Genomic DNA, 22,357 nt, shown 5'->3' with positions numbered 1-22,357 from the left:
CATACTGGACACCGTGACTTCCGAACTGACCCGACCTTCCGGTATCGATCTGTCCTACCTCGACGAGGACGTGCGGGTGCAGGACGACTTGTTCGCGCGCGTCAACGGCAAATGGCTGGCCGAGCACCAGATCCCTGCCGACCGGGCCGTGGACGGCGCCTTCCGCGCGCTCTACGACCAGGCCGAGCTGGACGTGCAGGCAATCATCCAGAATGCCGCGGCCGCCGGCGCCGAGCCGGGCAGCGAGGCCCGCAAGATCGGTGACCTGTACTCCAGCTTCATGGACACCGACGCGGTGGCCGCCGCCGGTCTCGACCCCATCGCGGCCGAACTAGCGGCCATCGCCGAGGTCGCCGACAAGGGGGCTTTCGCGGCGTTGCTCGGCCGGTTGCAGCGCACCGGTGTCGGAGGCGCCGTCGCCGTTTTCGTCGACACCGACGACAAGGACTCCAACCGCTATCTGGCGCACGTCAGCCAGTCCGGCATCGGCCTGCCCGACGAGTCGTACTACCGGCAGGACGAGTTCGCCGAGATCCGCGCGAAGTACATCGCGCACATCGGCCGCATGTTCGCCCTCGCCGCCACGGATCCGCACGTTGCCGGGCTGCTGCCGGACGATCTCGACACCGTCGGCGAACGCGTCTTCGCGCTGGAACGGAAGCTGGCCGCCGGGCACTGGGACGTGGTGCGCCGCCGAGACGCGGAACTCCGGTACAACCTGACCACCTTCGCCGCGCTGGCCGGAGACCATCCCGAATTCGACTGGGCAGCTTGGACTTCCGCGCTGGCCGAGGGTGTAGACGGGGCCGGACCGGAGCTGTTCGCCGAGTCGGTGGTGCGTCAGCCGGACTATCTGCGCACGTTCGCGCGGCTCTGGGCCGAGGAGCCGCTCGCGGACTGGCAGGCGTGGGCGGCTTGGCGGGTGCTGCGCTCGCGTGCGCCATATCTGACCGAGGCGGTGGTCGAGGAGAACTTCGACTTCTACGGCCGCACGCTCACCGGAGCCGAGGAGAACCGGGAGCGCTGGAAGCGCGGGGTCACGCTGGTGCAGGACCTGCTCGGCGAGGCGGTGGGCAAACTGTATGTGGCCGAGCACTTCCCGCCGGCAGCCAAGGCCCGCATGGTCGAGCTGGTGGCCAATCTCCAGGAGGCCTACCGCCGCAATATCGCCGAGCTGGAGTGGATGGGTCAGGACACCAGGGTCGCCGCGCTGGCCAAGCTGGAGAAGTTCACCCCGAAGATCGGCTACCCGGACAAGTGGCGAGACTATTCCGGCGTGGTGATCGACCCGGCCGATCTGGTCGGCAACTACCGCAGGGGTTACGCGGCCGAGCACGATCGCGATCTACGCAAGCTCGGCGGTCCGGTCGACCGCGACGAGTGGTTCATGACTCCCCAGACGGTGAACGCTTACTACAACCCGGGCATGAACGAAATCGTCTTCCCGGCCGCCATCCTGCGGCCGCCGTTCTTCGACATGGACGCCGACGACGCGGCCAACTACGGCGGGATCGGCGCGGTGATCGGCCACGAGATCGGGCACGGCTTCGACGACCAGGGCGCGAAGTACGACGGCGACGGCAACATGGTGGACTGGTGGACCGACGAGGACCGCGCCGAATTCGGCAAACGCACCAAGGCGCTGATCGACCAGTACGACGTGCTCTCCCCCAAGGACCTCCCGGACGAGCACACCGTGAACGGCCAGTTCACCATCGGCGAGAACATCGGTGACCTCGGCGGTCTCTCCATCGCGCTGGCCGCCTACCAGATCTCGCTGGGCGGCGCGGACGCGCCGGAGATCGATGGGCTCACCGGCCTGCAACGGGTGTTCTACGGCTGGGCGCAGGTGTGGCGCACGAAGGCCCGCGCGGAGGAGGCAATCCGCCGGCTCGCCACCGACCCGCATTCGCCGCCGGAATTCCGGTGCAACGCGGTTGTGCGCAATATCGACAGCTTCCATGAGGCGTTCGGCGTCGAACCCGGCGATGCGCTGTACCTGGAACCCGCCGAGCGCGTGAAGATCTGGTGACGAAGGTGTTCACCGGGTCGTCGTAGAGCACGCGCGGCAGGCGATCTGCTGCAGTTCGCCTTCGCCCGGCGCCGCCACCCGATCACCCATGGTCATCGCTTCGACCTGGTCGCTGGTGACATACAACGTGGTGGCGCCCAGCCGCTTCGGCAGGGCCGCGATCTGCGAGCGCGTGCTCACCCGCAGTTTCGCGTCCGGGTTGGACAGCGCCTCTCGGAGCGCCGGTCGGGAGTTACCGGATGTCAGTTCCAGTCCCCGAGGCCGTCACTCGCGCTGAGCGTGCCGCCCTGGGTGTTCTGCACGATCACCGGGTCGCCGCGGCGCGCGTTCTCGAAGAACCACTTGGCGTCCTCCGTGCTGACGTTCAGGCAGCCGTGGCTGGCGTTGGAGACGCCCTGCTGGGCGACCGACCACGGAGCCGCGTGTACGAAGATGCCGCTGTTGGAGATGCGGGTGGCGTACTCGACCTCGAGCTTGTAGCCCTCGGGGTCGGTGACCGGGACGCCGTAGGTCGACGAGTCCATGGTCATCTTGCGCAGCTGCTCGCCGACGATGTAGGTGCCGTTCGGCGTCTCGTGCTTGGGCTTGCCCATCGAGGTGGGCATCTCCTTCACCACCTCGCCGTTGCGGGTGATGGTGATGGTGTGAGTCGTGTCGTCGGCGGTGGTCACGAAGGCGTCGCCGATGCGGAACGAGCTGGTGGTGCCGCCCGCCTGCACCTGCACGTCGGTGTTGTCCGGCCAGAACTCGTCCGGCCGCCAGCGGACCTGCTTGTCGCCGCGCCAGTAGAAGTGGCCGGGAGCGGCGTTCGACGAGGTGATCTTGATGGCCTTCTCGGCGGTGGCGTGGTCGGCCACCGGCTCCTTGAAGGTGATGATGATCGGCTGCGCGACACCGACGACCTCGCCGTCGGCGATGTTGATCGAGGGCGGGGCGAAGTTCGCCTGCGGCTCGGGCTCGGTGGCCGCGGCGGCCGAGCCGGTGCCGATCCCTGGAATCGGTTCGGCGTGTGCGGGCGCGACGAGCAGAACACCGGCTGCCGCGATCGCGGCCGACAGCAGGACGCCCTCGCGCATCCGGCGGGTCAGCCGAGCTCCCTTACGGCGAGCAGGCAACGACCCGGTGTGCAAAGCGGCATGCATAGGTTTCTCGTCCATTCCATCTCTCGCGCGCACGCGTAGGCGCGCGTAGCGAGATTTTTCATTTCAGCGTGGAGCCAGAAGAGCGCCCCACGGGTATCGACGGCCCGACCCGTCGTCCATTCCTACCGTCCCGGCGCGGCCGGAAGCTACCGGCGTTTCAGAGTGATGCGCATACCGCATCAACTGTGGCATGAGTCACAATCACTCCGGTTGGGTATCGGTGCGGGCAAACCTCCCGGTCACGACGGATCGTGCGGTGGCCGACCGGTGCGATGAGATGGGCGAAAGTTGGTTCACCCCAAACCAGTTAGTGATGAAGCTCACTGATCACGTCGAACGAAATCGGGCGACGCGGACCGGTCGCGATGTTGTGCGGCACCGAGCGCGGGACGCTCCCACGCGCGTACCGCGGCGCCGGTCGCAGGTGTACCCGCCCGAGGATCGTGGCCAGCGCGACCCGTAGTTCGTAGTCCGCGAGTGCCGCGCCCACACAGCGCCGATGGCCGCCGCCGAACGGGGCGAACTCGAACGGCCGGTAGCGGCGCCCGGTGAAGCGGCCGGGATCGAAGCGCCGCGGATCCGGCCACACCTCAGGGTCGGAGTGCAGCAACGGCACCGCGATCCCCATCGTGTCCCCCGGCGCGAGCGCCACGCCGCGCAGCGCGAAGGGCTCGGTCAGGCGGCGCAGCACGATCGGCACCGGCGGATGCAGCCGCAGCGTCTCCTGGCAGACCGCGTCCAGATACGGCAGTGCGGCCAACTCCGCAGGGCTCGCGTCCCGGCCCGCGGCGCGCAGTTCCCGCCGCAGGCGGGCCAAGGCCTCCGGTGCGCGGTGCAGCCGGAACAGCGCCCAGACCAGCGTGGTCGCGGTGGTCTCGTGCCCGGCGACCAGCAAGGTGCGGATCTGCTCGCACAGTTCGTCGTCGGTGTCGCCCCGATCCGCCGACAGCAACACGTCGAGCACGTCGGCGGGTTCCGCGGCGATGTGACCGCGCCTGCGCGCGATGTCGGCTCGGATCAACCGATCCAGCCGGTCGCGGGCGGCGCGGAACCGGTCCCACGGGCCGTGTCCGCGCAGTCCGCGGCGCAGCGCGGGCAGCAGGAGCAACGGTCCGGAGAACGCGGTGATGAAGTCCGTCACCGCGGCGGTGTACTGCGCTTGCCGCTCCTGGTCGCGCACGCCGAACACCGCCGTCGTGATCACCCGCAGCGTGAGCGCGCGTGCCGCCGCTCGCGCATCGACGCGCGCGCCCGTCACCCACGCCTGGCCGCTTTCCCCCGCCATCTCGCGGAGGGTGGCTTCCCGGATCAGCGCGCCGTACTCCCGTATCCGGGCGCTGTGGAAGGCGGGCGCGAGCAGCGCGCGGTCGCGACGGTGGCGCTCGCCCGAAACCAGGATCAACGACGCGGCGCCGACCATCGGCTCGATCGGATTCGGTCGTGGCGGTTCGGAGAACTCCACCGGCGACCGGAACATCTCGCGGGCGCCGGCGGCCGTCCCGGTGAACAACACCGCGCCGAAGCCGGGAAAGCGCACGTAGAACGGGTCGCCCTCGCGCGCCCTTCGCCACCGGAAATACCGGTCGAAATCGATGCCGGCGGCTGCGGCGTGCAGTGCCGTCGAGCGCGGCACACGAGGTCCGGCGCCCGCCTGGGCTTCCAGCATCCGCAGGTTCATACCGAGAAACACGAAGTCGCCCCCGGAGCGGTTCGACGCTAACTCGCCGCCTGCTTGTGTTTGCGCACCGTGGCCTGCGCGGTCGCGGCCAGCCGCGCCAGCCTCGCGTCGCCGAGCGCGGTCACCATGCTGCCGAGGCCATTGGTCACGAACGCGATCGACATGCCGAGATCCGGGTCGGCGTACGCACCGGAGCCGCCGACGCCGTAATGGCCGAACGCGTTTCGCGGCTGCTGCTTGGACATCAGCACCGGGCGGTGATAGCCGAGGGTGAAGTGGATCGGCAGACCGAGTACGTAGTCGCGACTGTGGGTGGGCTGGACCTCGGCGATGGTCGCGATCGTCGCGGGCTCGAGGAGCCGCACGGCCTGCTCGGGTCCGGGCGCGCCGAAACCGTGCACGTCCTGTCTCGACCCGGCCGCGTAGACCACCCCGCCGTTGGCCAGCGCGCCGTACATCCGCGCGAGGGCGCGGGCCGAGAACACTCCGTTCCAGCCCGGCATCACCGAGTCGTGCACCCGGGGATCGCGGACCAGCTCGTCGAAACTCTCGGGCATGCCCGCCTCGGCGAGCCCGCGCACCGGCCGCACCCAGGACAGCACGGAGGAGGCGGTGTTCCAGCGGACGCCGGGCGGACCGAGCGGCCGGAAGATCTTGGCGATCCGATGTCGTTCGGTTTCCGGGACGCGGAACCAGTACTCGTCCAGACCGAGCGGCTCGGCGATCTCGGTGCGCAGCACCTCGGTGAACGACCTGCCCGTCGCCCGCTGCACGAGTTCGGCGACCAGCCAGCCGAAGGTGATCGCGTGATAGCCGGAGGTGCGGATGCGCCGGGGGTCCGGCGGGCTGTCGGCCAGCGCCCGGACCACGGCCTCGTAGTTCAGGATGCCTTCGCGGCCGGGGACCAGGCCGCGCACCCGGTGCAAGCCGGCGCGGTGGCAGAGCACGTCGCGGACCGTGATGTCGTCCTTGCCGTGCGCGGCGAACTCCGGCCAGTACTCGGCCATCGGCGTGTCGTAGGAGATCAGACCCTGTTCGGCCACGCGGTGCACGACGGTCGAGGCCACGCCCTTGCCGGTGGAGAAGGTCAGCGCGACGGTGTCGCCGTTCCAGCGCCGCTCCTTGTCCGCCCAGCCGGCCCAGATGTCGACCACGGGCTTACCGTCGAGGTAGACCGCGAGCGCGCCGCCACCGCGCGCGGGCTGCGCGAACAGGCCGAAGAACTGATCGGCAAGCCGGATGAAACGCGGGTCGACCAGCATCTCGTGCGGTGCCGACAGTTTCTCGCGGGCCGAATCGGCAGGCTCGAAGTCGTCCGCCGCCATTGCCGAAACCATGGGGTCACCTCCTGACCGCCGTATCCGGGCTGGTCAACCAGGGTAACCCGTTCAGTGGGTCTGCCAGAGCCCAAAAGGGGTGGCCAAGCACGCTTCGCCGCTGTCGGCGTTCCACGCGAAGGCTGCCACGCCCAGGCAGACCACCGCCTGTTCGGCGGTTTCCACTCCCGCCCTCGACCCTTCGAGCGCGATGGAGATCGCGAACGTCCGCGTCCCCGGCTCGTCGGCGGTCGAGGTCAGCGCGACGGCGTCGGGGCCGAAGCCGACCGCCACCGGAACTCCGCCCGCGCCCTCGCTCGCGCCGACGCCTCCCGCCGCGCCGATGCCGATGGCTGTCGCGCCCGAGGTCGCGTTGGCGTAGCCGACGCCATCGATCCCACTGGCCCTGGCCACGCCGAGGCCCTCGGTCGCCGCGCGGCAGGCCGTCTCCCCGTCGATGACGGTGACGTCGGTCCCGTGTTCGGATCGGCAGTGCACTTCGGTGGCGGAAGCCACCCCCGGGACGACGAGAGAGCCTCCGATCGCGGCGGTCGAACACACGATTGCGCTGATCAGCTTCACCCGGGGGCTCCTCTCACACCAGAAAACCCACCATACCCAGACCCGTTGGCGTCGGTCGTTTTCCGTCTCCGGCTCGACGCGCGCTCGCTCCATGGTGTATTCATGGCGTGATATTTCAAGCGCAGCCATGGCAACTTCGGATTACGGGGGCGTGAGTTCGCCGGCGTTACAGCTCGGGAGGACTGTACGTGTCTCGTCAACTGGCCTGGGGGCGTCTCGCCTTCGCCGGATTCGCCATCGCGGCAGGGTTGTCGCTGGTCGGCTGCAGTTCCACGGTCAGCGGTACGGCCCAGCCCGCCGTGGACGGGACGATCGACGCGATATCGGTGACCAGCACGCCGAAGCCCTCCTCCGGCAGGCCGACGCCGAGCACCAGCAAGCCGACCACGAGCAAGCCGAGCGGCAGCACCGACTTCGACGCGAACGTCAACGATTGCGTGAAACTCGGCGGCACCACCACCAACGCCACCATCGAGAAGGCGTCGTGTGGCAGCCGCGAGTCGAACTACAAGGTGATCGACAAGAAGTCCAAGAGCTCGCAGTGCAGCAGCGACGCCGACAACTACTACGCGGAGACCATCAACGGCATCGAACAGGGCGCGCTGTGCCTGGACATCGACTGGGTGGTCGGCGGCTGCATGGATGTCGGCGGTGACGACCCCAAGCGCATCGACTGCGCCGGTTCGTCCCCCTCGAAGGGCGTGAAGGTGGTCAAGATCCAGCAGGGGGCCGATGACGTCAGCGTCTGCGGCAGCGGCACCGGATACGTCTACGACAAGCGCCGCTTCGTCGTCTGCGTACAGGAACTCTGACCGGGACTTCCCACCACCTGCGGCCAGCTAGGTTGGGCTGGTGAGTACCACCGAGCTACCGCGGCTGCGCTCCGGCACCGGGCGCTGGATCCTGCTGGCCACCATCCTCGGCTCGTCGGTCGCCTCGCTCGACGCGACGGTCGTGAACATCGCGCTGCCGCGTATCGGTGAATCGCTGGAGACGGACGTCGCCGGGCTGCAATGGACGCTGAACGGCTACACCCTGACTCTCGCCTCGTTCATCCTGCTCGGCGGCTCGCTCGGCGACAAACTCGGCCGGCGACGGGTGTTCGTCTGGGGAACCGTGGCCTTCGCGCTCGCCTCGGTGCTGTGCGGCGTCGCGACGACGATCGAGATGCTGGTCGCGGCCCGGATCCTGCAGGGCGTAGCGGGCGCGATGCTCACGCCGGGCAGCTTGGCCCTGATCTCCTCGTCCATCGATCGGCGCGATCAAGGCGCGGCGATCGGCCTGTGGTCCGGTTTCGGTGGTGTGGCGGGCGCGCTCGGGCCGTTCCTCGGCGGCTGGCTGATCGAGTTCGCGGGCTGGCGGTCCATCTTCTTCCTCAATGTTCCGCTGACCCTCGTCGTCGTGCTGGTCGCGCTGCGGCACGTGCCGGAGAGCCGCGATCCCGACGCCGCCGCCCAGCTCGACGTGCCCGGCGCACTGGTGGTGGCGCTGGCGCTCGGTGCGCTGACCCTCGGACTGATCGACGGCATGCCTTCGCTCGTCGTGGCCGGTGTCGTGCTGCTCGGGGCCTTCGTCGTGATCGAGCTGCGCAGCGACCACCCGCTGGTACCGCCCGCGCTGTTCGCCTCGCGGGTGTTCACCGCCGCGAATCTCGTGACGCTCGCGGTCTACGCCGCGCTCGGTGGCGTCTTCTTCTTGCTGGTGCTGGAACTGCAATTGGTAGCGGGGTACTCGCCGCTGATGTCCGGCGTCGCCACCGTGCCGGTCACGCTGATCATGCTGGCGTTTTCGGCGCCCGCCGGGCGCTGGGCGCAGAAGCACGGGCCGCGCATCCCGATGACCGCCGGACCGCTGCTGGCGGCGGCGGGTCTGGTGCTGCTGCTGCGCATCGGCCCGGACACCGTGTATCTGACCGACGTGCTGCCGGGTGTCGTGATCTTCGGGCTGGGGCTCGCGGCGCTGGTCGCGCCGCTCACCGGTGCGGTGCTCGGCGCGGTGCCGGCGAGCGAGGCGGGCATCGCCTCGGGCGTCAACAACGCCGTCGCGCGCACCGCGCAACTGCTCGCGGTGGCGACGCTGCCCGGGCTCGTCGGCATCTCGGGTGCGCTGGGCGACCCGGCGGCGTTCGACGACGGCTTCGGCACCGCGATGTGGCTGTGTGCCGGATTGCTGGTGACCGGCGCGGCGCTCGCCGCCGTGCTGCTGCGTCCGGTGCGGCGGGCACCCAGGTTGGACAGCGTCGACTGCATGCCGCAGTGCGGCGTCGCGGGGCCCGCGGTCGCACCGGCCCTGAACGAACAATGAGCGGCCCGGATGGATCGCTTCCCTCCGGGCCGCTCGTCGCGGGCGTCGTCCGATCAGATCGGGATGTAGCCCGCGCCGACGCCGCCGCGCGCGTTGATGTCGGCCACGATCGAGCTCATGTTGGTACCGACCTCAGGGCCGAAGCATGCGATGGCCAGGTAGGCGTTCACCATGCCGACCAGCGTCGTCCCGACGACCACCGGTGCGCCGGAGTCGCCTTCCACCACGCACATCTGGCTCCAGGTCTCGACGTTCGTCCTGAAGACGTCACCCCAGGCGATACCGCAGGTGTTGCCGGTGGTGCGCCCTTCCTTGCACACGATCTGCGGGAAGTTGGCCGGCGCCCCGAGACCGGTGATGGTGACGTTGCCGACCCGGTTCACCGGCGTGATCTTGCCCGGATCGAACTGGATGACGGCGTAGTCGAGGTCGTGGTTGGAGTAGGCGAACCGGCCGATCACGCCCGCGCCCCGATCGGCTTCGGCGTAGACCTGTGCGCCCGGGTCGCCGCAGTGGCCCGCGGTCAGGCCGACCAGACGTCCCGCGTTGTCGTGGCCGACAGTCGTGACCGTGCACTCGAATTGGTTGTCGATGATGATGCCGGATCCACCGCCCAAGACCGGCGGGCCCGGGTCGGCATTAGCGGCCCCTGCGCCCGTGCCGAGCAGCGCCGCGCCCAGGGCGACGGCGAAGGCGGCGTTGGCCACCTTGGCGAGTTTGCTGAACATGTCCCTCCAGACGTCGGAAGCCCGCACGATATCAATCTGTCGCACCCATCGTGTCAGTAAACGACCTCGGGCGCGTCACCACTACGGGGTTGTCCCCACTGCTCCGCGCTTCAACCCCATTTCATACAACTGAGATGAAATGTATCTTACAAGGCTAATAGCATTCCGCTATCACAATTGTGAAAATCTCGTGACCGTTAGTGTCACGGTGATAGTAAGGAGGCGCGGTGTTGGTCTCCGGAAACAAATCTGATTTTCGATGATAATTATCCGAAGTAATTCGCCGTTCCGCCGCCGCGGATCGTGGATTCACGCAGTTGGGCTGTAGCTTGTGCCAGAGGTAAGGGCGCTGCGTTTGGGCTCGTTCCCAATGTTCTACGGCTTAAGCATTGCTTTCCGGCAACGGTGAGCGACATCTATGACTGCGATCACAAGTGGATGGTGTGTTCTGCACTACTCCGTAGTAAGGTGCGTCAAGCAAACGAGTCGCCGGGGCAGCCAACCGGCGTCGAGGAGGATTAGCCAGTGCAGTCGACCGAGAGTCCACCATCAGGGTCACGGTTCAGTGGTGCGGTCGATTGGACGAGGTCTTACTGGCAGGATCATCCGAAGCGTTCGCTGGAGACCTTCGGCAGGCAGATCACGATGGGCTTCGCGGCCGTCGCCGAACTGTTCGTCTCGATTTTCCGCAGGCGCTTCCCGTTCGGCGAGTTCGTCCGGCAGTGCGCGTTCATGGCCAGCGTCTCCGCGGCGCCGACGCTGCTGGTCGCCATCCCGATCGGCGTCATCGTCTCCATCCAGGTCGGATCGGTCGCAGGCCAGGTCGGCGCCACCTCGTTCATCGGCGCGGCCAATGGCCTCGGCATCATCCAGCAGGGCGCCCCGCTGGTCACCTCGCTGATGATCGCGGGCGCCGTCGGCTCCGCGGTCTGCGCCGACCTCGGCTCGCGCACCATCCGCGAGGAGATCGACGCCATGAAGGTCATGGGCGTCGACCCGATGCGCAGGCTGGTCGCCCCTCGGCTCGGCGCCGCGATGCTGGTGAGTGTGCTGCTGTGCGGCTTCGTCGTCTTCGTAGGCTTCTTGACCGGCTACATCTTCAATATCTTCGCGCAGAACGGAACGCCGGGCTCCTACGTCGGCACCTTCTCGTCGTTCGCCGTGACCACCGATCTTCTTGTCGCACTGGCGAAATCGCTGATATTCGGTCTGCTGGCGGCGATCATCGCCTGCGATACCGGATTGAACACCCGTGGCGGTCCGGGCGGCGTCGCGAACTCGGTGAATTCCGCGGTGGTGAGCTCCGCGATCATGCTGTTCGGGGTGAACCTCATCATCACCCAGGTTTACAACGCACTATTCCCGTCACAGGTGGTCTGAGCCGGTGTCATCAACCTATGTACCGCCGCTGCTGCGGCCTCTCCAGGCGTTCCGGAAATCCGCGCAGGCGCCGGTCGATCTTCTCGCCAGGCTCGGCCACCAGGTGTTCTTCCTGTTGCGCTCGATCGGCTCGATTCCGCTGGCGCTCAAGCACTACCCCAAGGAAGTGTGGCGTCTGCTCTCGGACGTCACCTGGGGCAACGGCAATCTCGTCGTCGGCGGCGGCACCATCGGCGTCGTCGTCATTCTGAGCGCCTTCGGCGGCATGACCGTCGGCATCCAGGGCTACAACTCGCTCAACCTGCTCGGCCTGAGCCCGATCACCGGAGCGATCTCGGCGTTCGCGACCACTCGCGAACTCGGCCCGCTGCTCGCGACGCTGGCCTTCGCCGCGCAGGCGGGCTGCCGGTTCACCGCGCAGCTCGGCGCCATGCGCATCTCCGAGGAGATCGACGCGCTCGAATCCATCGCCATCCGGCCGCTGCCCTACCTGATCAGCACCAGGATGTTCGCGGCGATGATCGCCATCATCCCGCTCTACTGCCTCGGCCTGACCATGGCCTACATCTCCTGCTCGCTGACCGTGCAGCTGATCGGCGGCACCGCCACAGGCACCTACCAGCACTACTTCTATCAGTTCCTCATCCCGACCGACGTCATCTATTCGCTGATCAAGGCGATCCTGTTCGTCGCGATCACCACGTTCATCCAGTGCTACTACGGCTTCTTCGCCTCCGGTGGCCCCGAGGGCGTCGGCGTGGCCGCGGGCCGCGCGATCAAGATGTGCATCATCGCGGTCGTTTTCGCGAACCTGTTCATGACATTGGCGATCTGGGGTGTCAACCCCGGCATCCGAATCTCGGGGTAGACCAGATGATCATCGATCCCAGTGGGCGCGGGCCCACGATGCGGCAGCTGCTCATCGCAGGCGTGTGTGGTCTGGTCGTGTTCGCTTTGGTGCTCAGCTTCCTGATGCTGCGCTACAAGGGGTTCTTCCAGGAGAAGGTGAACGTCACCGCGAACCTGACCACCACGGGTGACGGTCTGCCCGAGCAGGCCGACGTCAAGTTCCGCGGCGTGCTCGTCGGCGCGGTGAAGACCGTCGACGTCGCGGCCAAGGGCGAGCTGCAGAAGGTTCGCATCGAGATGAAGCCGGAGTTCGCCGGCGACATTCCGTCCAACGTGACCGCTCGCGTGGTGCCGAGCAACCTGTTCGCCGTCACCTCCGTCGAACTCGTCTTCAACGGCCCCGCCGACCAGTACCTGCACGAGGGTTCGGTCATCGAGGAGGACCGCAGCAAGGGCACCATCGCGCTGCAGGACACGCTCACCACGGTCCGCAACATCCTCGACAAGATCGATCCGGTGCAGTTCGGCCGGGTGCTGGGCACCCTGTCGCAAGCGCTGGACGGCAGTGGCCGCATGCCCGGCTCCACCGTCGAGCGGCTGGACCGCTGGCTGCTGGCCGTCGACGAGTCGATTCCGGATCTCGGGGTGCTGCTGGGCGACTTCTCCGCGTCGTTCAACGCGCTCAACCAGTCCGCGCCCGAACTCGTCGACGTGCTCGGCAGCTCGGTGCAGACCGCGCGCACCATTGCCGACCGTCGCAGCCAGCTGGTCTCCCTGATCACCGGGACCAGCGGGACCATCGACACGGTCAACGACCTGTTCGCCCGCAACCCCAACGTGGGCATCGAGGTCACCGCGGGGACCAACGACATGTTCGGCGCTCTCGCCGCGGACCCGGACGCGATCACCAGGAGCCTGCTGAACCTCAGCGAGACGATGCGCCGGATGGACACCACATTCAAGTGGGGTCCGCAGAAGCAGCAGGTCTGGGACGCGGGCATCACGCTCACCCCGTACCGGCCCTACACCGTGGCCGACTGCCCGCGCTACGGCGACATGGTCGGCCCGAGCTGCTACACCGCTCCCGCTGTCGCCGATGTCGGCGAAATGCCGGAACAGCTGAAGCCGCGCGCGCTCGCGTCGGCCGCCGGGCTTCCGCCGGTGGTGCCGATGCCCGGCCTGCCGCTGATCCCCGGTGTCACCACCCCCGATCCGAACCGCGCGACCGCGGCCGCCCCCACCGGGGGTGCACCCGTTCCCTTCGCGGGCACTCCGCTCGAGGGACTGTTCCCCATGCTGCCGGGTCTGCTTCCGCCGGCCGCGCCCGCGGCGCCCGCGGCTCCCGTGGCTCCGGCCGCCGCGCCCGAAGGCACTCCCTCGGCGGCGCCGATCTCCTACCGGGGTGACGCCGCGATCACCGCGCTGCTCGGCCGCACGCCGACCACCGCCGAATATCTGCTGCTGAGCTCGATTCTGAAGGGCGGAACCATGCAGGTGTCCGACAACGGTGCCCGACGATGAGCATTCGCAAACCGCTGATCGGATTCAGCATCTTCGCGATCGTGTCGATCCTGGTCACGGTGGTGGTGTGGAACACGCTGGCGCGCATCGTCAGCGGTGACACCTACACCTACTCCGCGACGTTCTCCGACGTGCTCGGCTTGCACGAGGGCGACGACGTCCGCATGGCGGGCGTGCGGGTGGGCAAGGTCGAGAAGATCGAGCTGGGCCGGGACGCGAATCTGAAGAAGTCGGTCGCCAAGGTGACCTTCATCGTGCAGCGCGACCAGACGATCTACAACGACACCAAAGCGCTGGTCCGCTACCAGAACCTGATCGGTCAGCGGTACGTGGCGCTGGCTCCCGGCAAGTCGTCGAGCCCGGCGCCGCTGAAGAACAACGGTTCCATCCCGATCGATCGGACCGAGCCGTCGTTCGACGTATCGGGTCTGCTCAACGGATTCCAGCCGCTGTTCCAGGTGTTGCAGCCCGAACAGGTCAACCGGCTGTCGGAGACCTTCATCCAGGCATTGCAAGGTGACGGCGTCTCGTTGAGCGCGTTCATCGTGCAGGCCGCACAGCTGGCCACCGACTTCCAGCGCAGGGACGCGATCCTGTCCGATGTGATCACCAACCTGTCGGGCGTGATGTCGGGGTTGGCGAAACGAGGTGATGAATTGGAGACCCTGGTGACCCAGACCCGGGCCTTGATCGGCGGCCTGTACGAACAAGGGCAGTCGTTGCTCGGCTCGACCGAGCAGATCGCGACCGCGACCACGGCGCTGGTCGGCATGATGGACCGGATCCAGCCGAGCCTGCGTGAGGCGCAGAACTCCACCAGCGCCGCGCTGACGCTGTTGCTGGACAACGGCGCCAAGCTCGATCAAGCGGCGATCGACCTGCCGAACGTCCTGTCGGCGGCGGGCAGGCACACCTCGGAGGGCGGTTACGCCAACGCCTACCTGTGTGGGCTGGACCTGTCGCTCTACGGTGTCCTCTTCCCGCGCGGTCTGTTCTCCCAGATCGGTGGCACCTCGCACTCGGCGGTGTGCCGCCCATGATGACGAAGCTCAGGTCCAGGTTCGAGAGCAACCGGTACTTCTGGTTGGGCATCATCGGCGGTGCCCTCATCGTGGTGCTGCTGCTGGTGTCCAGCGTCTACAAGCTCGTCGGCGTCGGCGAACAGTCGATCAAGGCAGAGTTCGTGCAGGCCGCGGGCATCAGGGTCGGCGACAAGGTGAACGTCGCCGGAGTGTCCTCCGGGCGCGTGGTCGACGCCGAGCTCGAGGGCAGCCATGTGCTGCTGACGCTGAGCGTCAGCAACGACGTCAAGCTGGGCCCGGACGCGCGTGCCTCGATCAAGATGGCCACGCTGCTCGGCGCAAGGTACGTGGATCTCGAGCCGGGTGACGGTTCGGGCCTGAAGGGCAAGCGGATCCCGGTGTCCAACACCACGGTCCCGTACAACCTGGCCGACGTGGTGCAGGTCGGCACCCCGAAGTTCGAAGCGCTCGACACCAAGAAACTGGCCGACTCGCTGAACCTGATCAACGAGCAGATGAACGGCTCGCCGCAGCTCACCGCGCAGGCGCTGGACAGCGTCGGCGCGCTGGCGAAGGTGATCGACAGCCGCAAGGCCGAGGTCGACACCTTGCTGAAGGACTTGGACCGGGTCACCCGGATCCTCGGCGACAACCGCAACAGCATCCTGCTGGTGATCACCCAGGGCGAGGCCATCGCCAACCGGGTGATGGAGCGCCAGGCGCTGCTGCGCCAGCTGCTGGACAACGTCGCGACGCTGACCAAGCAGCTGGAGGCGATCGGCGCGGAGAACAACGATCAGCTCGGCCCGACCATTCAGCAGCTGAACACCATGGCCGAAGGCCTGCAGAAGAACAAGGACAACCTGGATCGGATGCTGTCGATCATGCCGCCGACCCTGCGCTACCTGGCGAACTCCTGGGGTGGCAGCGGTCCGTACGGCGATGTCGGCCTGCCGTGGCTGTTCCCGGACAACTGGTTGTGCTTTGCCCAAGTCATCGAGGGGTGCCAGGGATGAGATTCCGCACGGGCTTTCCGCTGAGGACCGTCGCGAAGGCGCTGATGATCAGCGCCGCCGCCATGACGGTCGGCAGTTGCTCGCTGCTGCCGAGTTCGGTGAACGACGCGCTGGGCAACACCCTGCAGATCACCGCGGACTTCGACAACATCGCGGGCATCTACGAGGGCAACCCGATCACGGTGCTCGGGCTCGATGTCGGCAAGGTCGACAAGATCGTGCCCAAGGGCACCCTGGTCGAGGTGCACATGTCCATCGACAAGGACGTGAAGATCCCGAAGGACGCCATCGCCGCGATCGTCTCGCCGTCCATCGTCACCGACCGGCACGTCGAGCTGACCCCGGTCTACACCGGCGGCGCTACCTTGTCCGACGGCGATCATCTGCCCAAGGCACGCACCAAGACGCCGGTCGAGCTGGACACGATGATCAAGACCATCGACCAGTTCGCCGCCGCGCTGAAGCCGGAGCCGGGTCAGGAGGGCATCGGCCCGCTGTCGGGCCGGGTGCTCTACCCGATGCTCAACGGCAACGGCGAGAAGATCCGCGACACCCTCAACGCGCTGTCCAGCGCACTGAAGGTCGGTGTGGACAACAAGGATGCGATCTCCAGCATCATCATCAAGCTGAACGACCTCACAACCATGCTGGCCGAGAACGACCAGTCGGTGCGCGATTTCAGCAACCGGGTGACCCAGATGACCGGTCTGCTCGCCGACCAGGCCCCCGGCCTGCAGGCCACGCTGGATCAGCTGCTCGCCTTCCTGCAGAACACGAGCACCACGCTGACGCAGTACCAGGATCAGTTGCAGGGTTCCATGACCGGCCTGACCAACGTCACCCGGCAGCTGCGCGACAACGCCTACGGACTCACCGAGGTCGCCGACCTGGCGCCGATGGTCATGCAGAACGTCGACAACATCATCAACCGCGAGCACGGCTACGTCCGGCTGCACGCGGTGATCGGCACCGCGCTGTCGGGTGAGATCGTCAGCCTGTTCTGCGAACGCATCCAGATGAAGGCCGACGGCTGCCGCACCGGAAACATGCAGGACTTCGGACCCGACTACGGCCTCACCGCGGCACTGCTCGGACTGACGAAATGACGTACCGAATGACGATCAAGGCACGCAGGGCGCTGGTCGCTTTCGCCGCGGTGGCCGGCGTGGCGGTCACCTCCGGCTGCGGGCTCACCGTGGAGAAGCTGCCGCTGCCGAAACCGGGCCAGGGCGGGGAGACCTACACGATCCACGCGGTCTTCGAGAACGCGCTGAATCTGCCTGATCAGGCGAAGGTGAAGATCGGCGGTTCGGATGTCGGCGTGGTCACCGACATCAAGACCAAGAACTTCCAGGCCATCGTGGACCTGACCATCCGCAAGGACATCGAGTTGCCCAAGGGCAGCACGGCGGAACTGCGTCAGGCCACGCCGCTGGGTGACGTTTTCGTTGCGGTGTCCAAGCCCAAGGCCGAGCCCGGCGCGGCGATGCTGCACGACGGCGACACGCTCACCATCGACAGCACCTCGGCCGGCGCCACCGTCGAGCAGCTGCTCATCTCGGTCTCCATGCTGTTCAACGGCGGCGGCATCGCCAGCCTCTCCAAGCTCGGCTCGGAACTCGACTCCATCGTCGGCGGTCGCGGTGAGCAACTCGCCCACCTGATCACCGAGATGACCGGCGTCGTCGGCAGCCTGAATGCCAACTCCGCCCGGGTGGACAGTGTGCTCGGAGAATTCAGCACCCTGGCCACCACCATCGAGGGACGGCGGTCGGAGCTCGGCGAGGTGGCCGACACACTGCCGCAGATGATCGGCGCCATCGCCGAGAACAACCGGGCCCTCGGCGACCTGCTCACCAGGTTGTCCACCGCCAGCGCCGCGCTGGGCGATTACGCGAACACCTCGACCGAGAATCTGAACGGGTTGCTGGAGAACACCCGCCAGCTGATGGACGCGATCGCCAGGACCGGTGACGGTTTCGGCGTCCTGCTGGATCGGCTGCGGGTGATCCGGCCGAAGGTCGACGCGACCTTCCGGGGCAGCAGCTTCGCGGTGTACGCGACCGCGACCAACCTGGACATCAGCGCGCTCACCGACCCGGAGCACGGCAAGCTCCAAGACCTCAACGACCTGCAGGACTTCGCGGGCAGCCTGATCCAGGTGCTGCAACTGGTCCAGAATCGAGTGGGGGGCGGACACCGATGACCTCCGCGCGCAAATTGTTCGGAAGCAAGATCTTCCTGTCGAACGTGGGCCTGGTGCTCGTGCTGCTGATCGGCGCCACGTACCTGATGCTGAACGTGATGCGGGTGAACCCGTTGCGGTCCGACTACACCGTCACGGTGAATCTGGACCGTTCCGGCGGTCTGCAGCCCGGCAACGACGTGACGCTGCGCGGGTGGCGCATCGGCAAGGTGACATCGATCGAGCTGATCGACCGCGGCCAAGCCATCGCCGCCACCGCGCAGATCGAGTCGAAGTACAAGATCCCGGTGGACACCCAGATCGCGGTGCAGGCATTGTCCGGCGCGGGTGAGCAGTACATCGACTTCCGGCCGAACGCCGAGCAGGGGCCGTATCTGGCCAACGGCGCGGTGATCAAGTTCGATCCGGACAAGATCCACACGCCGACGCCGGTGTGGTCGGTCCTGGACAACTCCAGCGCCCTGATCGCGCAGATCGATCCGGATCACTTCCAGGTGATCCTGAACGAGCTGGACATCGCGCTGAGCGGGGGTCCGGATCAGCTGCGGGGCCTGGTCAACGGCATCAGCTTGGCGATGGCCGGGCTGGATTCGCTGTTGCCGCAGACCACGAATCTGATCACCAACCTGCGCACCATCGCGAACACCACGTCCATGGCGCAGCCCGATCTGGCCACGCTGACCCGCAACTCCGGAGTGTTGTTCGAGCAGTTCAACAAGGCGAACGCGGAACTGCAACGGGTGCTGGAGACCGCGCCCGGACAGCTCACCAGCCTGGGCGCGGTGGTGGACAAGACGGCCGATCCGATCACCAGCCTGGCGACCAACTTCCAGGCGATCACGAAGGCCGCGCAGCTGCGGCTGCCCGCACTGCGCGCGCTGTTCCCCTCGCTCGCGCTCGGCGGCGAAGCGCTCGGCGTCCCGGCGCACGACGGCGAATTCCACGCGATGATCGACATCTGGCCGCGGCCGTTCTGCACCTACAACACTCCGAAGATTCGCAACGAGGTCGTGCAGGACGGCACGATCCCGAAGTGGAACTACTGTGAGAACCCGCCGCCGGGTCAGCAGATCCGCGGCGCCGCCAACGCGCCGCGGCCCGATGTGCCCAACAACGGCGCGCACATGCCGCCGGGTGTGGATCCGAACGAACGGACCCTGCCTCCGGTGCGGTGAGTCGTACCCGGCCCGGCGGTCATCCCGTCGGGCGGGCATACTCGCCGGTGGAACGCTTGAGGCTCGCTGTCGCGGGCCGCTGAAGCCAATCGGTGCGCGCCGAGGCGCGCCGGGAAAGTGCAGGTTTTATCGATGTCTACCGACGACGCCGAGACCGACAAGGACGCCGAGAAGACGGCCGCCGCCTCCGACAAGGACACCGACGCGGTGACCGCGAAGTCGGGGGACGCCGCCGGCGCGGCGAAGCCCGAGCTGTCCGAGGCGGAGAAGGCAGACAAGACCGCCGAGACCGGCGCGAAACCGGCCGCGAAGAAGGCCGCGCCCAAGGCCGCCCCAGCACCGTCCGGGAAATCCACCTCGCTTCCGCTGGTGGCCGCGTTCGCGGCCGGTGTGCTCGCGGTCGCGGCCATCACCGCGGTGGTGGTGTTCTTCCTGCAGGGCGCCGATCGCGGCGACAAGCTCGACGCGATCCGCGACTCGACCGACGCCGCGTGCAAATTCGGCAAGGACGTCTCGGTCTACGACTACTCGAAGAACCTCGACGACTACTTCACCACGGTGAAGGCCGGCTCGACGGGCGAGTTCCTCAAGGAGTTCGACGACGCGACCAAGGCGCTGAAAGACGCCATGGTGCAGGCACAGGTCAAGTCTTGGGCCGACGACGTGCAGTGTGGCTACCAGGCCGGTGACAAGACCTCGGCCAAGGTGCTGGTGACCCTCACGCAGTATCGGACCAACTTCACCCAGGCCAACCCCGAGCGGCAGTTCGTGGTGGTGATCGCCCAGCTGCAGAAGTCCGGCGACAAATGGCTGGTCGAGAAGCTCGATTCGCCGATGTTGAAGGGCGCGGGCACCGGCCTGCCCGGAGCTCCCGCGCCGGGCGGCGCTCCGGCTCCGCAGCCGGCACCGTCTGGTCAGCCCGCACCGCAGCCGGGCAACTAGCCGAGCGCCTCCGGCGGTGGGCCGAGCCACCACCGCCGGAGGTCATTCGGGCAGCCTGCGGTGATTCGCCCGGTGAATCAGAACAGCGTCAAAGTCTGTGGCGCCGACGGCGCGGCCGCCTTCCCCGCGGCCTTGCTCTTCGGCGCTTCCGGCGCCGTCGGCGTTTCCTCCACAGTCACCGCGAGCATCTCCACGGTGTTCGCCTCGGCGACAGCCGCGGTGACCGCGGCCTGCCGAGCCGCTTCTCCGGCCAATGCGTCGGCCTGCTCGTTGAAGTAGTTGCCGACATGTCCACGGACCCAACGGAAACGGACCGGTCCCGGCCTGCTCGCGATGGCTCGATCGATCTGCCGGACGAGTTCGACGTTCTTCACCGCGCCACCGGTGGACGTGCGCCAGCCGTTGAGCCGCCACCCCGCCACCCATTCCGATGCGCATTTGATCGCGTAGAGCGAATCGCTCTCGATGAGCAGGGGTTCGGATCCGGGGTGGGCGACGATCGCCTCCAGCACCGCGCGCAACTCCGCGACCTGGTTGGTTCCGGACGCGGCTCCCCCGCTGGCCGAGGAGCCCTGATGATTGACCCAAGCCCAGCCGATGGCGCCGCCGGGATTGCGGAGGCAGGATCCGTCGGTGCTCACGATGATCATGGCTGGCACCCTACGCAATCCGACCGACAAGATCCGTACCGTGGAATTCCTCTATCTCCCTCCGTAACCGCGACTCCGTCCGCCGTAGCGCCGATTTGACCGCGGCGTCCACCAGGCCCGCGCCCAAGCGCCCGACCGGTCCGCGGGGTGGACTGTACTCCGCCTCGGAGGTCAGCACCGAGCGTCCGTAACCGAGCGGGTCGAAGCGCAGCCGCAGCGTGCCGGAGACGCGCCCGCGCAGCGTGTAGCCGATCACGGCGTTGGGGCGGTATTCGGTGATCTCGCAGGTCGACGTCGGCTGCCAGAGCGCGAGGCGGGTGGTGGTGGCGAAGACCGCGCCTAGTCCGCGATCCTGTTCGCCGGTCGGTGCGAAGTCCGCGATGCCGAACATCCAATCCGGTACGAACAGATGGTTGTCCGTGTAGTGGAAAGCGACCTCGACGGGCGCTCCGACGTCACTCGCGTACTTGATGTGGCCCATCAGGCCCTCCCTGTCCCACGACTGGCGTTAAAAGTACTACAGCTCTCCTCTTTATTGGAGAGCTCTGGGCGATTTGGTCGGCCCAATTCGCAAGGTTGCGACCGACTGGTTGCTTGGGAAGGGGATGGTGCGCGGCGAGGTTCAGAGTTGGTCGACGAGGTGCTCCGCGATCGGCATGGCCGAGGTCGCCGCGGGTGAGGGCGCGTTGAGCAGATGGACCGAGCGCTCCGTGCGCTCGATCATGAAGTCGTGCACCAAGGTTCCGTCCCGCATGACCGCCTGCGCGCGAATGCCCGCCTCCCGCGGCAGCAGATCGGCGAGCGTCAGCTCCGGACAGTAGCGGCGGCACTGCGCCAGGTATCCGCGCTTGAACAGCGAGTTGCGCAGTTCACGCAAGCCGGTGCGCACGTTCGCCTTGGCGACGCGGTGAAAACCGGGGAATCCGAGCACCTCTCGCGCATCGGCCAGGTCCACGCTCCCTTTGCGGTAGCCCTCCCTGGCCAGTCCGAGCACCGCGTTCGGCCCCACCGTCAGCGAACCGTCGATCATGGGGCTCAAATGCACGCCGAGGAACGGCAATTCCGGATCGGGAATCGGATAGATCAAGGTGCGCACCAGCCCGTTGCGCTCCTGCGGCAGTTGGTAGTACTCACCGCGGAATGGGACGATGCGGAAGTCGGTGCGCAGTCCGGCCGCCCTGGCCAGCCGGTCGGCTTGCAGCCCCGCGCAGACCACCAGGCGGCGAGCCGTCCACGAGCCGACCGGCCCCGCGGCGGTCACCGCGTCCGTCGTCTCCGTGAGCGTGGCCACCTCGACGCCGAGCACGAATTCACCACCCGCGCCGCGAACTTCTTCGGCGAGCGCTTCGGTCACCCGGGTGAAGTCGATGATGCCGGTGTCCGGGACGAAGAGGGCGCCGACGCCGGTGACGCGCGGTTCGCGCCGCGTGAGTTCCGCGGCGTCGATCAGTTCGACGGCCACGCCATTGGTGATCGAACGTTCGTGCAGCGCGAGCATCCGCCCGTATTCGGCGTCGTCGGTGGCGACCAGCAATTTGCCGCAGACCCGATGCGGAATGTCTTGTGCCGCCGCGAAATCCTTGGTCCAGCGCGCGCCACGGCGGCACAGCGTGGCCTTCAGGCTGTCCGGCGGGTAGTAGATGCCGGAGTGGATGACTCCGCTGTTGTGCCCGGTCTGATGCGCGGCCAGATGCTGGGCTTTCTCCAGCAGGACCAGGCTCGCGCCGGGGTTGCGCGCCAGGATCCGGTGCGCGGTCGCCACGCCGACGATGCCGCCGCCGATGACGCAGAAGTCGTAGGCGCTCATGCCGAGC

General features: G+C 67.5%; 20 protein-coding genes and 1 pseudogene. 12 read left to right on the top strand and 9 right to left on the bottom strand.

The genetic code is table 11. The annotated features are described in order from the left end of the window. The first annotated feature begins 13 nt into the window (after positions 1 to 13). On the top strand, positions 14 to 2,032 hold the full coding sequence (locus NNI01S_RS02255; protein ID WP_063016973.1) for a M13 family metallopeptidase: 2,019 nt from the start codon (positions 14 to 16) through the stop codon (positions 2,030 to 2,032). Here the strand turns inward: NNI01S_RS02255 and NNI01S_RS33180 are convergent. The 5 genes and pseudogenes from NNI01S_RS33180 to NNI01S_RS02235 all read right to left on the bottom strand — a co-directional run. Further along, positions 2,031 to 2,245, bottom strand: a pseudogene (locus NNI01S_RS33180) (ABC transporter ATP-binding protein); the annotation flags it as partial. The gene NNI01S_RS02255 and the pseudogene NNI01S_RS33180 overlap by 2 nt on opposite strands. Before the next feature lie 29 nt (positions 2,246 to 2,274). After that, positions 2,275 to 3,174, bottom strand: a complete 900-nt coding sequence (locus NNI01S_RS02250; protein WP_245675944.1) for a L,D-transpeptidase — start codon at positions 3,172 to 3,174, stop codon at positions 2,275 to 2,277. 307 nt (positions 3,175 to 3,481) lie between these two features. Continuing rightward, positions 3,482 to 4,840 (bottom strand): cytochrome P450, encoded by a 1,359-nt coding sequence (locus tag NNI01S_RS02245; protein WP_063017107.1) that lies wholly within the window; start codon positions 4,838 to 4,840, stop codon positions 3,482 to 3,484. Positions 4,841 to 4,890: 50 nt separating this feature from the next. After that, the gene (locus tag NNI01S_RS02240; protein ID WP_157114558.1) at positions 4,891 to 6,114 is read right to left on the bottom strand and encodes a serine hydrolase domain-containing protein; all 1,224 of its coding nucleotides are present in this window, start codon (positions 6,112 to 6,114) and stop codon (positions 4,891 to 4,893) included. Between the two features lie 126 nt (positions 6,115 to 6,240). Further along, positions 6,241 to 6,750 carry a DUF6764 family protein gene (locus NNI01S_RS02235; protein ID WP_063016967.1) on the bottom strand — a complete coding sequence of 170 codons (510 nt, stop codon included), beginning with the start codon at positions 6,748 to 6,750 and terminating at the stop codon, positions 6,241 to 6,243. 188 nt (positions 6,751 to 6,938) lie between these two features. Between NNI01S_RS02235 and lppU the strand changes: the two genes are divergently transcribed. Together lppU and NNI01S_RS02225 are read left to right on the top strand one after the other, a co-directional pair. Continuing rightward, entirely contained in the window at positions 6,939 to 7,562 is a 624-nt protein-coding gene (lppU, locus tag NNI01S_RS02230; protein ID WP_063016965.1) for an LppU family putative lipoprotein, read from the top strand. A 40-nt stretch (positions 7,563 to 7,602) separates the two neighbouring features. After that, positions 7,603 to 9,054, top strand: coding sequence for an MFS transporter (locus tag NNI01S_RS02225; protein WP_063016963.1), 1,452 nt, complete (start codon positions 7,603 to 7,605; stop codon positions 9,052 to 9,054). Positions 9,055 to 9,107: 53 nt separating this feature from the next. On the opposite strand, the gene NNI01S_RS02220 is transcribed toward NNI01S_RS02225, so the two are convergent. Further along, complete coding sequence (locus NNI01S_RS02220) at positions 9,108 to 9,782, bottom strand: S1 family peptidase (RefSeq protein ID WP_063016951.1); 675 nt, start codon at positions 9,780 to 9,782, stop codon at positions 9,108 to 9,110. Positions 9,783 to 10,307: 525 nt separating this feature from the next. On the opposite strand from NNI01S_RS02220, the gene NNI01S_RS02215 reads away from it, so the two are divergent. The 9 genes from NNI01S_RS02215 to NNI01S_RS02175 all read left to right on the top strand — a co-directional run bounded on the left by NNI01S_RS02215 (position 10,308) and on the right by NNI01S_RS02175 (position 19,893). Next, positions 10,308 to 11,162 (top strand): MlaE family ABC transporter permease, encoded by an 855-nt coding sequence (locus tag NNI01S_RS02215; RefSeq protein WP_063016949.1) that lies wholly within the window; start codon positions 10,308 to 10,310, stop codon positions 11,160 to 11,162. A 4-nt stretch (positions 11,163 to 11,166) separates the two neighbouring features. Next, the gene (locus tag NNI01S_RS02210) at positions 11,167 to 12,030 is read left to right on the top strand and encodes an ABC transporter permease (protein ID WP_063016947.1); all 864 of its coding nucleotides are present in this window, start codon (positions 11,167 to 11,169) and stop codon (positions 12,028 to 12,030) included. A gap of 5 nt (positions 12,031 to 12,035) precedes the next feature. Next, positions 12,036 to 13,532, top strand: a complete 1,497-nt coding sequence (locus NNI01S_RS02205) for an MCE family protein (RefSeq protein WP_063016945.1) — start codon at positions 12,036 to 12,038, stop codon at positions 13,530 to 13,532. Next, the gene (locus NNI01S_RS02200) at positions 13,529 to 14,572 is read left to right on the top strand and encodes an MCE family protein (protein WP_063016943.1); all 1,044 of its coding nucleotides are present in this window, start codon (positions 13,529 to 13,531) and stop codon (positions 14,570 to 14,572) included. The genes NNI01S_RS02205 and NNI01S_RS02200 overlap by 4 nt, the downstream gene beginning before the upstream one ends. After that, on the top strand, positions 14,569 to 15,570 hold the full coding sequence (locus tag NNI01S_RS02195) for an MCE family protein (RefSeq protein WP_439956110.1): 1,002 nt from the start codon (positions 14,569 to 14,571) through the stop codon (positions 15,568 to 15,570). Before NNI01S_RS02200 ends, NNI01S_RS02195 begins: the two co-directional genes overlap by 4 nt. Continuing rightward, positions 15,567 to 16,676, top strand: a complete 1,110-nt coding sequence (locus tag NNI01S_RS02190; RefSeq protein ID WP_063016939.1) for an MlaD family protein — start codon at positions 15,567 to 15,569, stop codon at positions 16,674 to 16,676. Before NNI01S_RS02195 ends, NNI01S_RS02190 begins: the two co-directional genes overlap by 4 nt. Before the next feature lie 8 nt (positions 16,677 to 16,684). Then, complete coding sequence (locus NNI01S_RS02185; RefSeq protein WP_063016937.1) at positions 16,685 to 17,776, top strand: MCE family protein; 1,092 nt, start codon at positions 16,685 to 16,687, stop codon at positions 17,774 to 17,776. Further along, the gene (locus tag NNI01S_RS02180) at positions 17,773 to 18,951 is read left to right on the top strand and encodes an MlaD family protein (RefSeq protein WP_063016936.1); all 1,179 of its coding nucleotides are present in this window, start codon (positions 17,773 to 17,775) and stop codon (positions 18,949 to 18,951) included. The genes NNI01S_RS02185 and NNI01S_RS02180 overlap by 4 nt, the downstream gene beginning before the upstream one ends. A gap of 132 nt (positions 18,952 to 19,083) precedes the next feature. Then, positions 19,084 to 19,893, top strand: a complete 810-nt coding sequence (locus NNI01S_RS02175) for a hypothetical protein (protein WP_063016934.1) — start codon at positions 19,084 to 19,086, stop codon at positions 19,891 to 19,893. Positions 19,894 to 19,970: 77 nt separating this feature from the next. Here the strand turns inward: NNI01S_RS02175 and NNI01S_RS02170 are convergent, their stop codons facing one another. The 3 genes from NNI01S_RS02170 to lhgD form a co-directional block, all read right to left on the bottom strand. Next, positions 19,971 to 20,543, bottom strand: a complete 573-nt coding sequence (locus NNI01S_RS02170; RefSeq protein WP_063016932.1) for a ribonuclease H family protein — start codon at positions 20,541 to 20,543, stop codon at positions 19,971 to 19,973. A gap of 10 nt (positions 20,544 to 20,553) precedes the next feature. Then, on the bottom strand, positions 20,554 to 21,024 hold the full coding sequence (locus tag NNI01S_RS02165; protein WP_063016930.1) for an SRPBCC family protein: 471 nt from the start codon (positions 21,022 to 21,024) through the stop codon (positions 20,554 to 20,556). Positions 21,025 to 21,165: 141 nt separating this feature from the next. Then, the gene (gene lhgD / locus NNI01S_RS02160; protein ID WP_063016927.1) at positions 21,166 to 22,350 is read right to left on the bottom strand and encodes an L-2-hydroxyglutarate dehydrogenase; all 1,185 of its coding nucleotides are present in this window, start codon (positions 22,348 to 22,350) and stop codon (positions 21,166 to 21,168) included. Between the last annotated feature and the right edge of the window lie 7 nt (positions 22,351 to 22,357).

Source organism: Nocardia niwae NBRC 108934 = DSM 45340, assembly GCF_001613465.1.
GTDB classification, from domain to species: Bacteria; Actinomycetota; Actinomycetes; order Mycobacteriales; family Mycobacteriaceae; genus Nocardia; species Nocardia niwae.
Note: the sequence above shows the minus strand (reverse complement) of the source record. Positions and strands in the feature narration are given on the sequence as shown.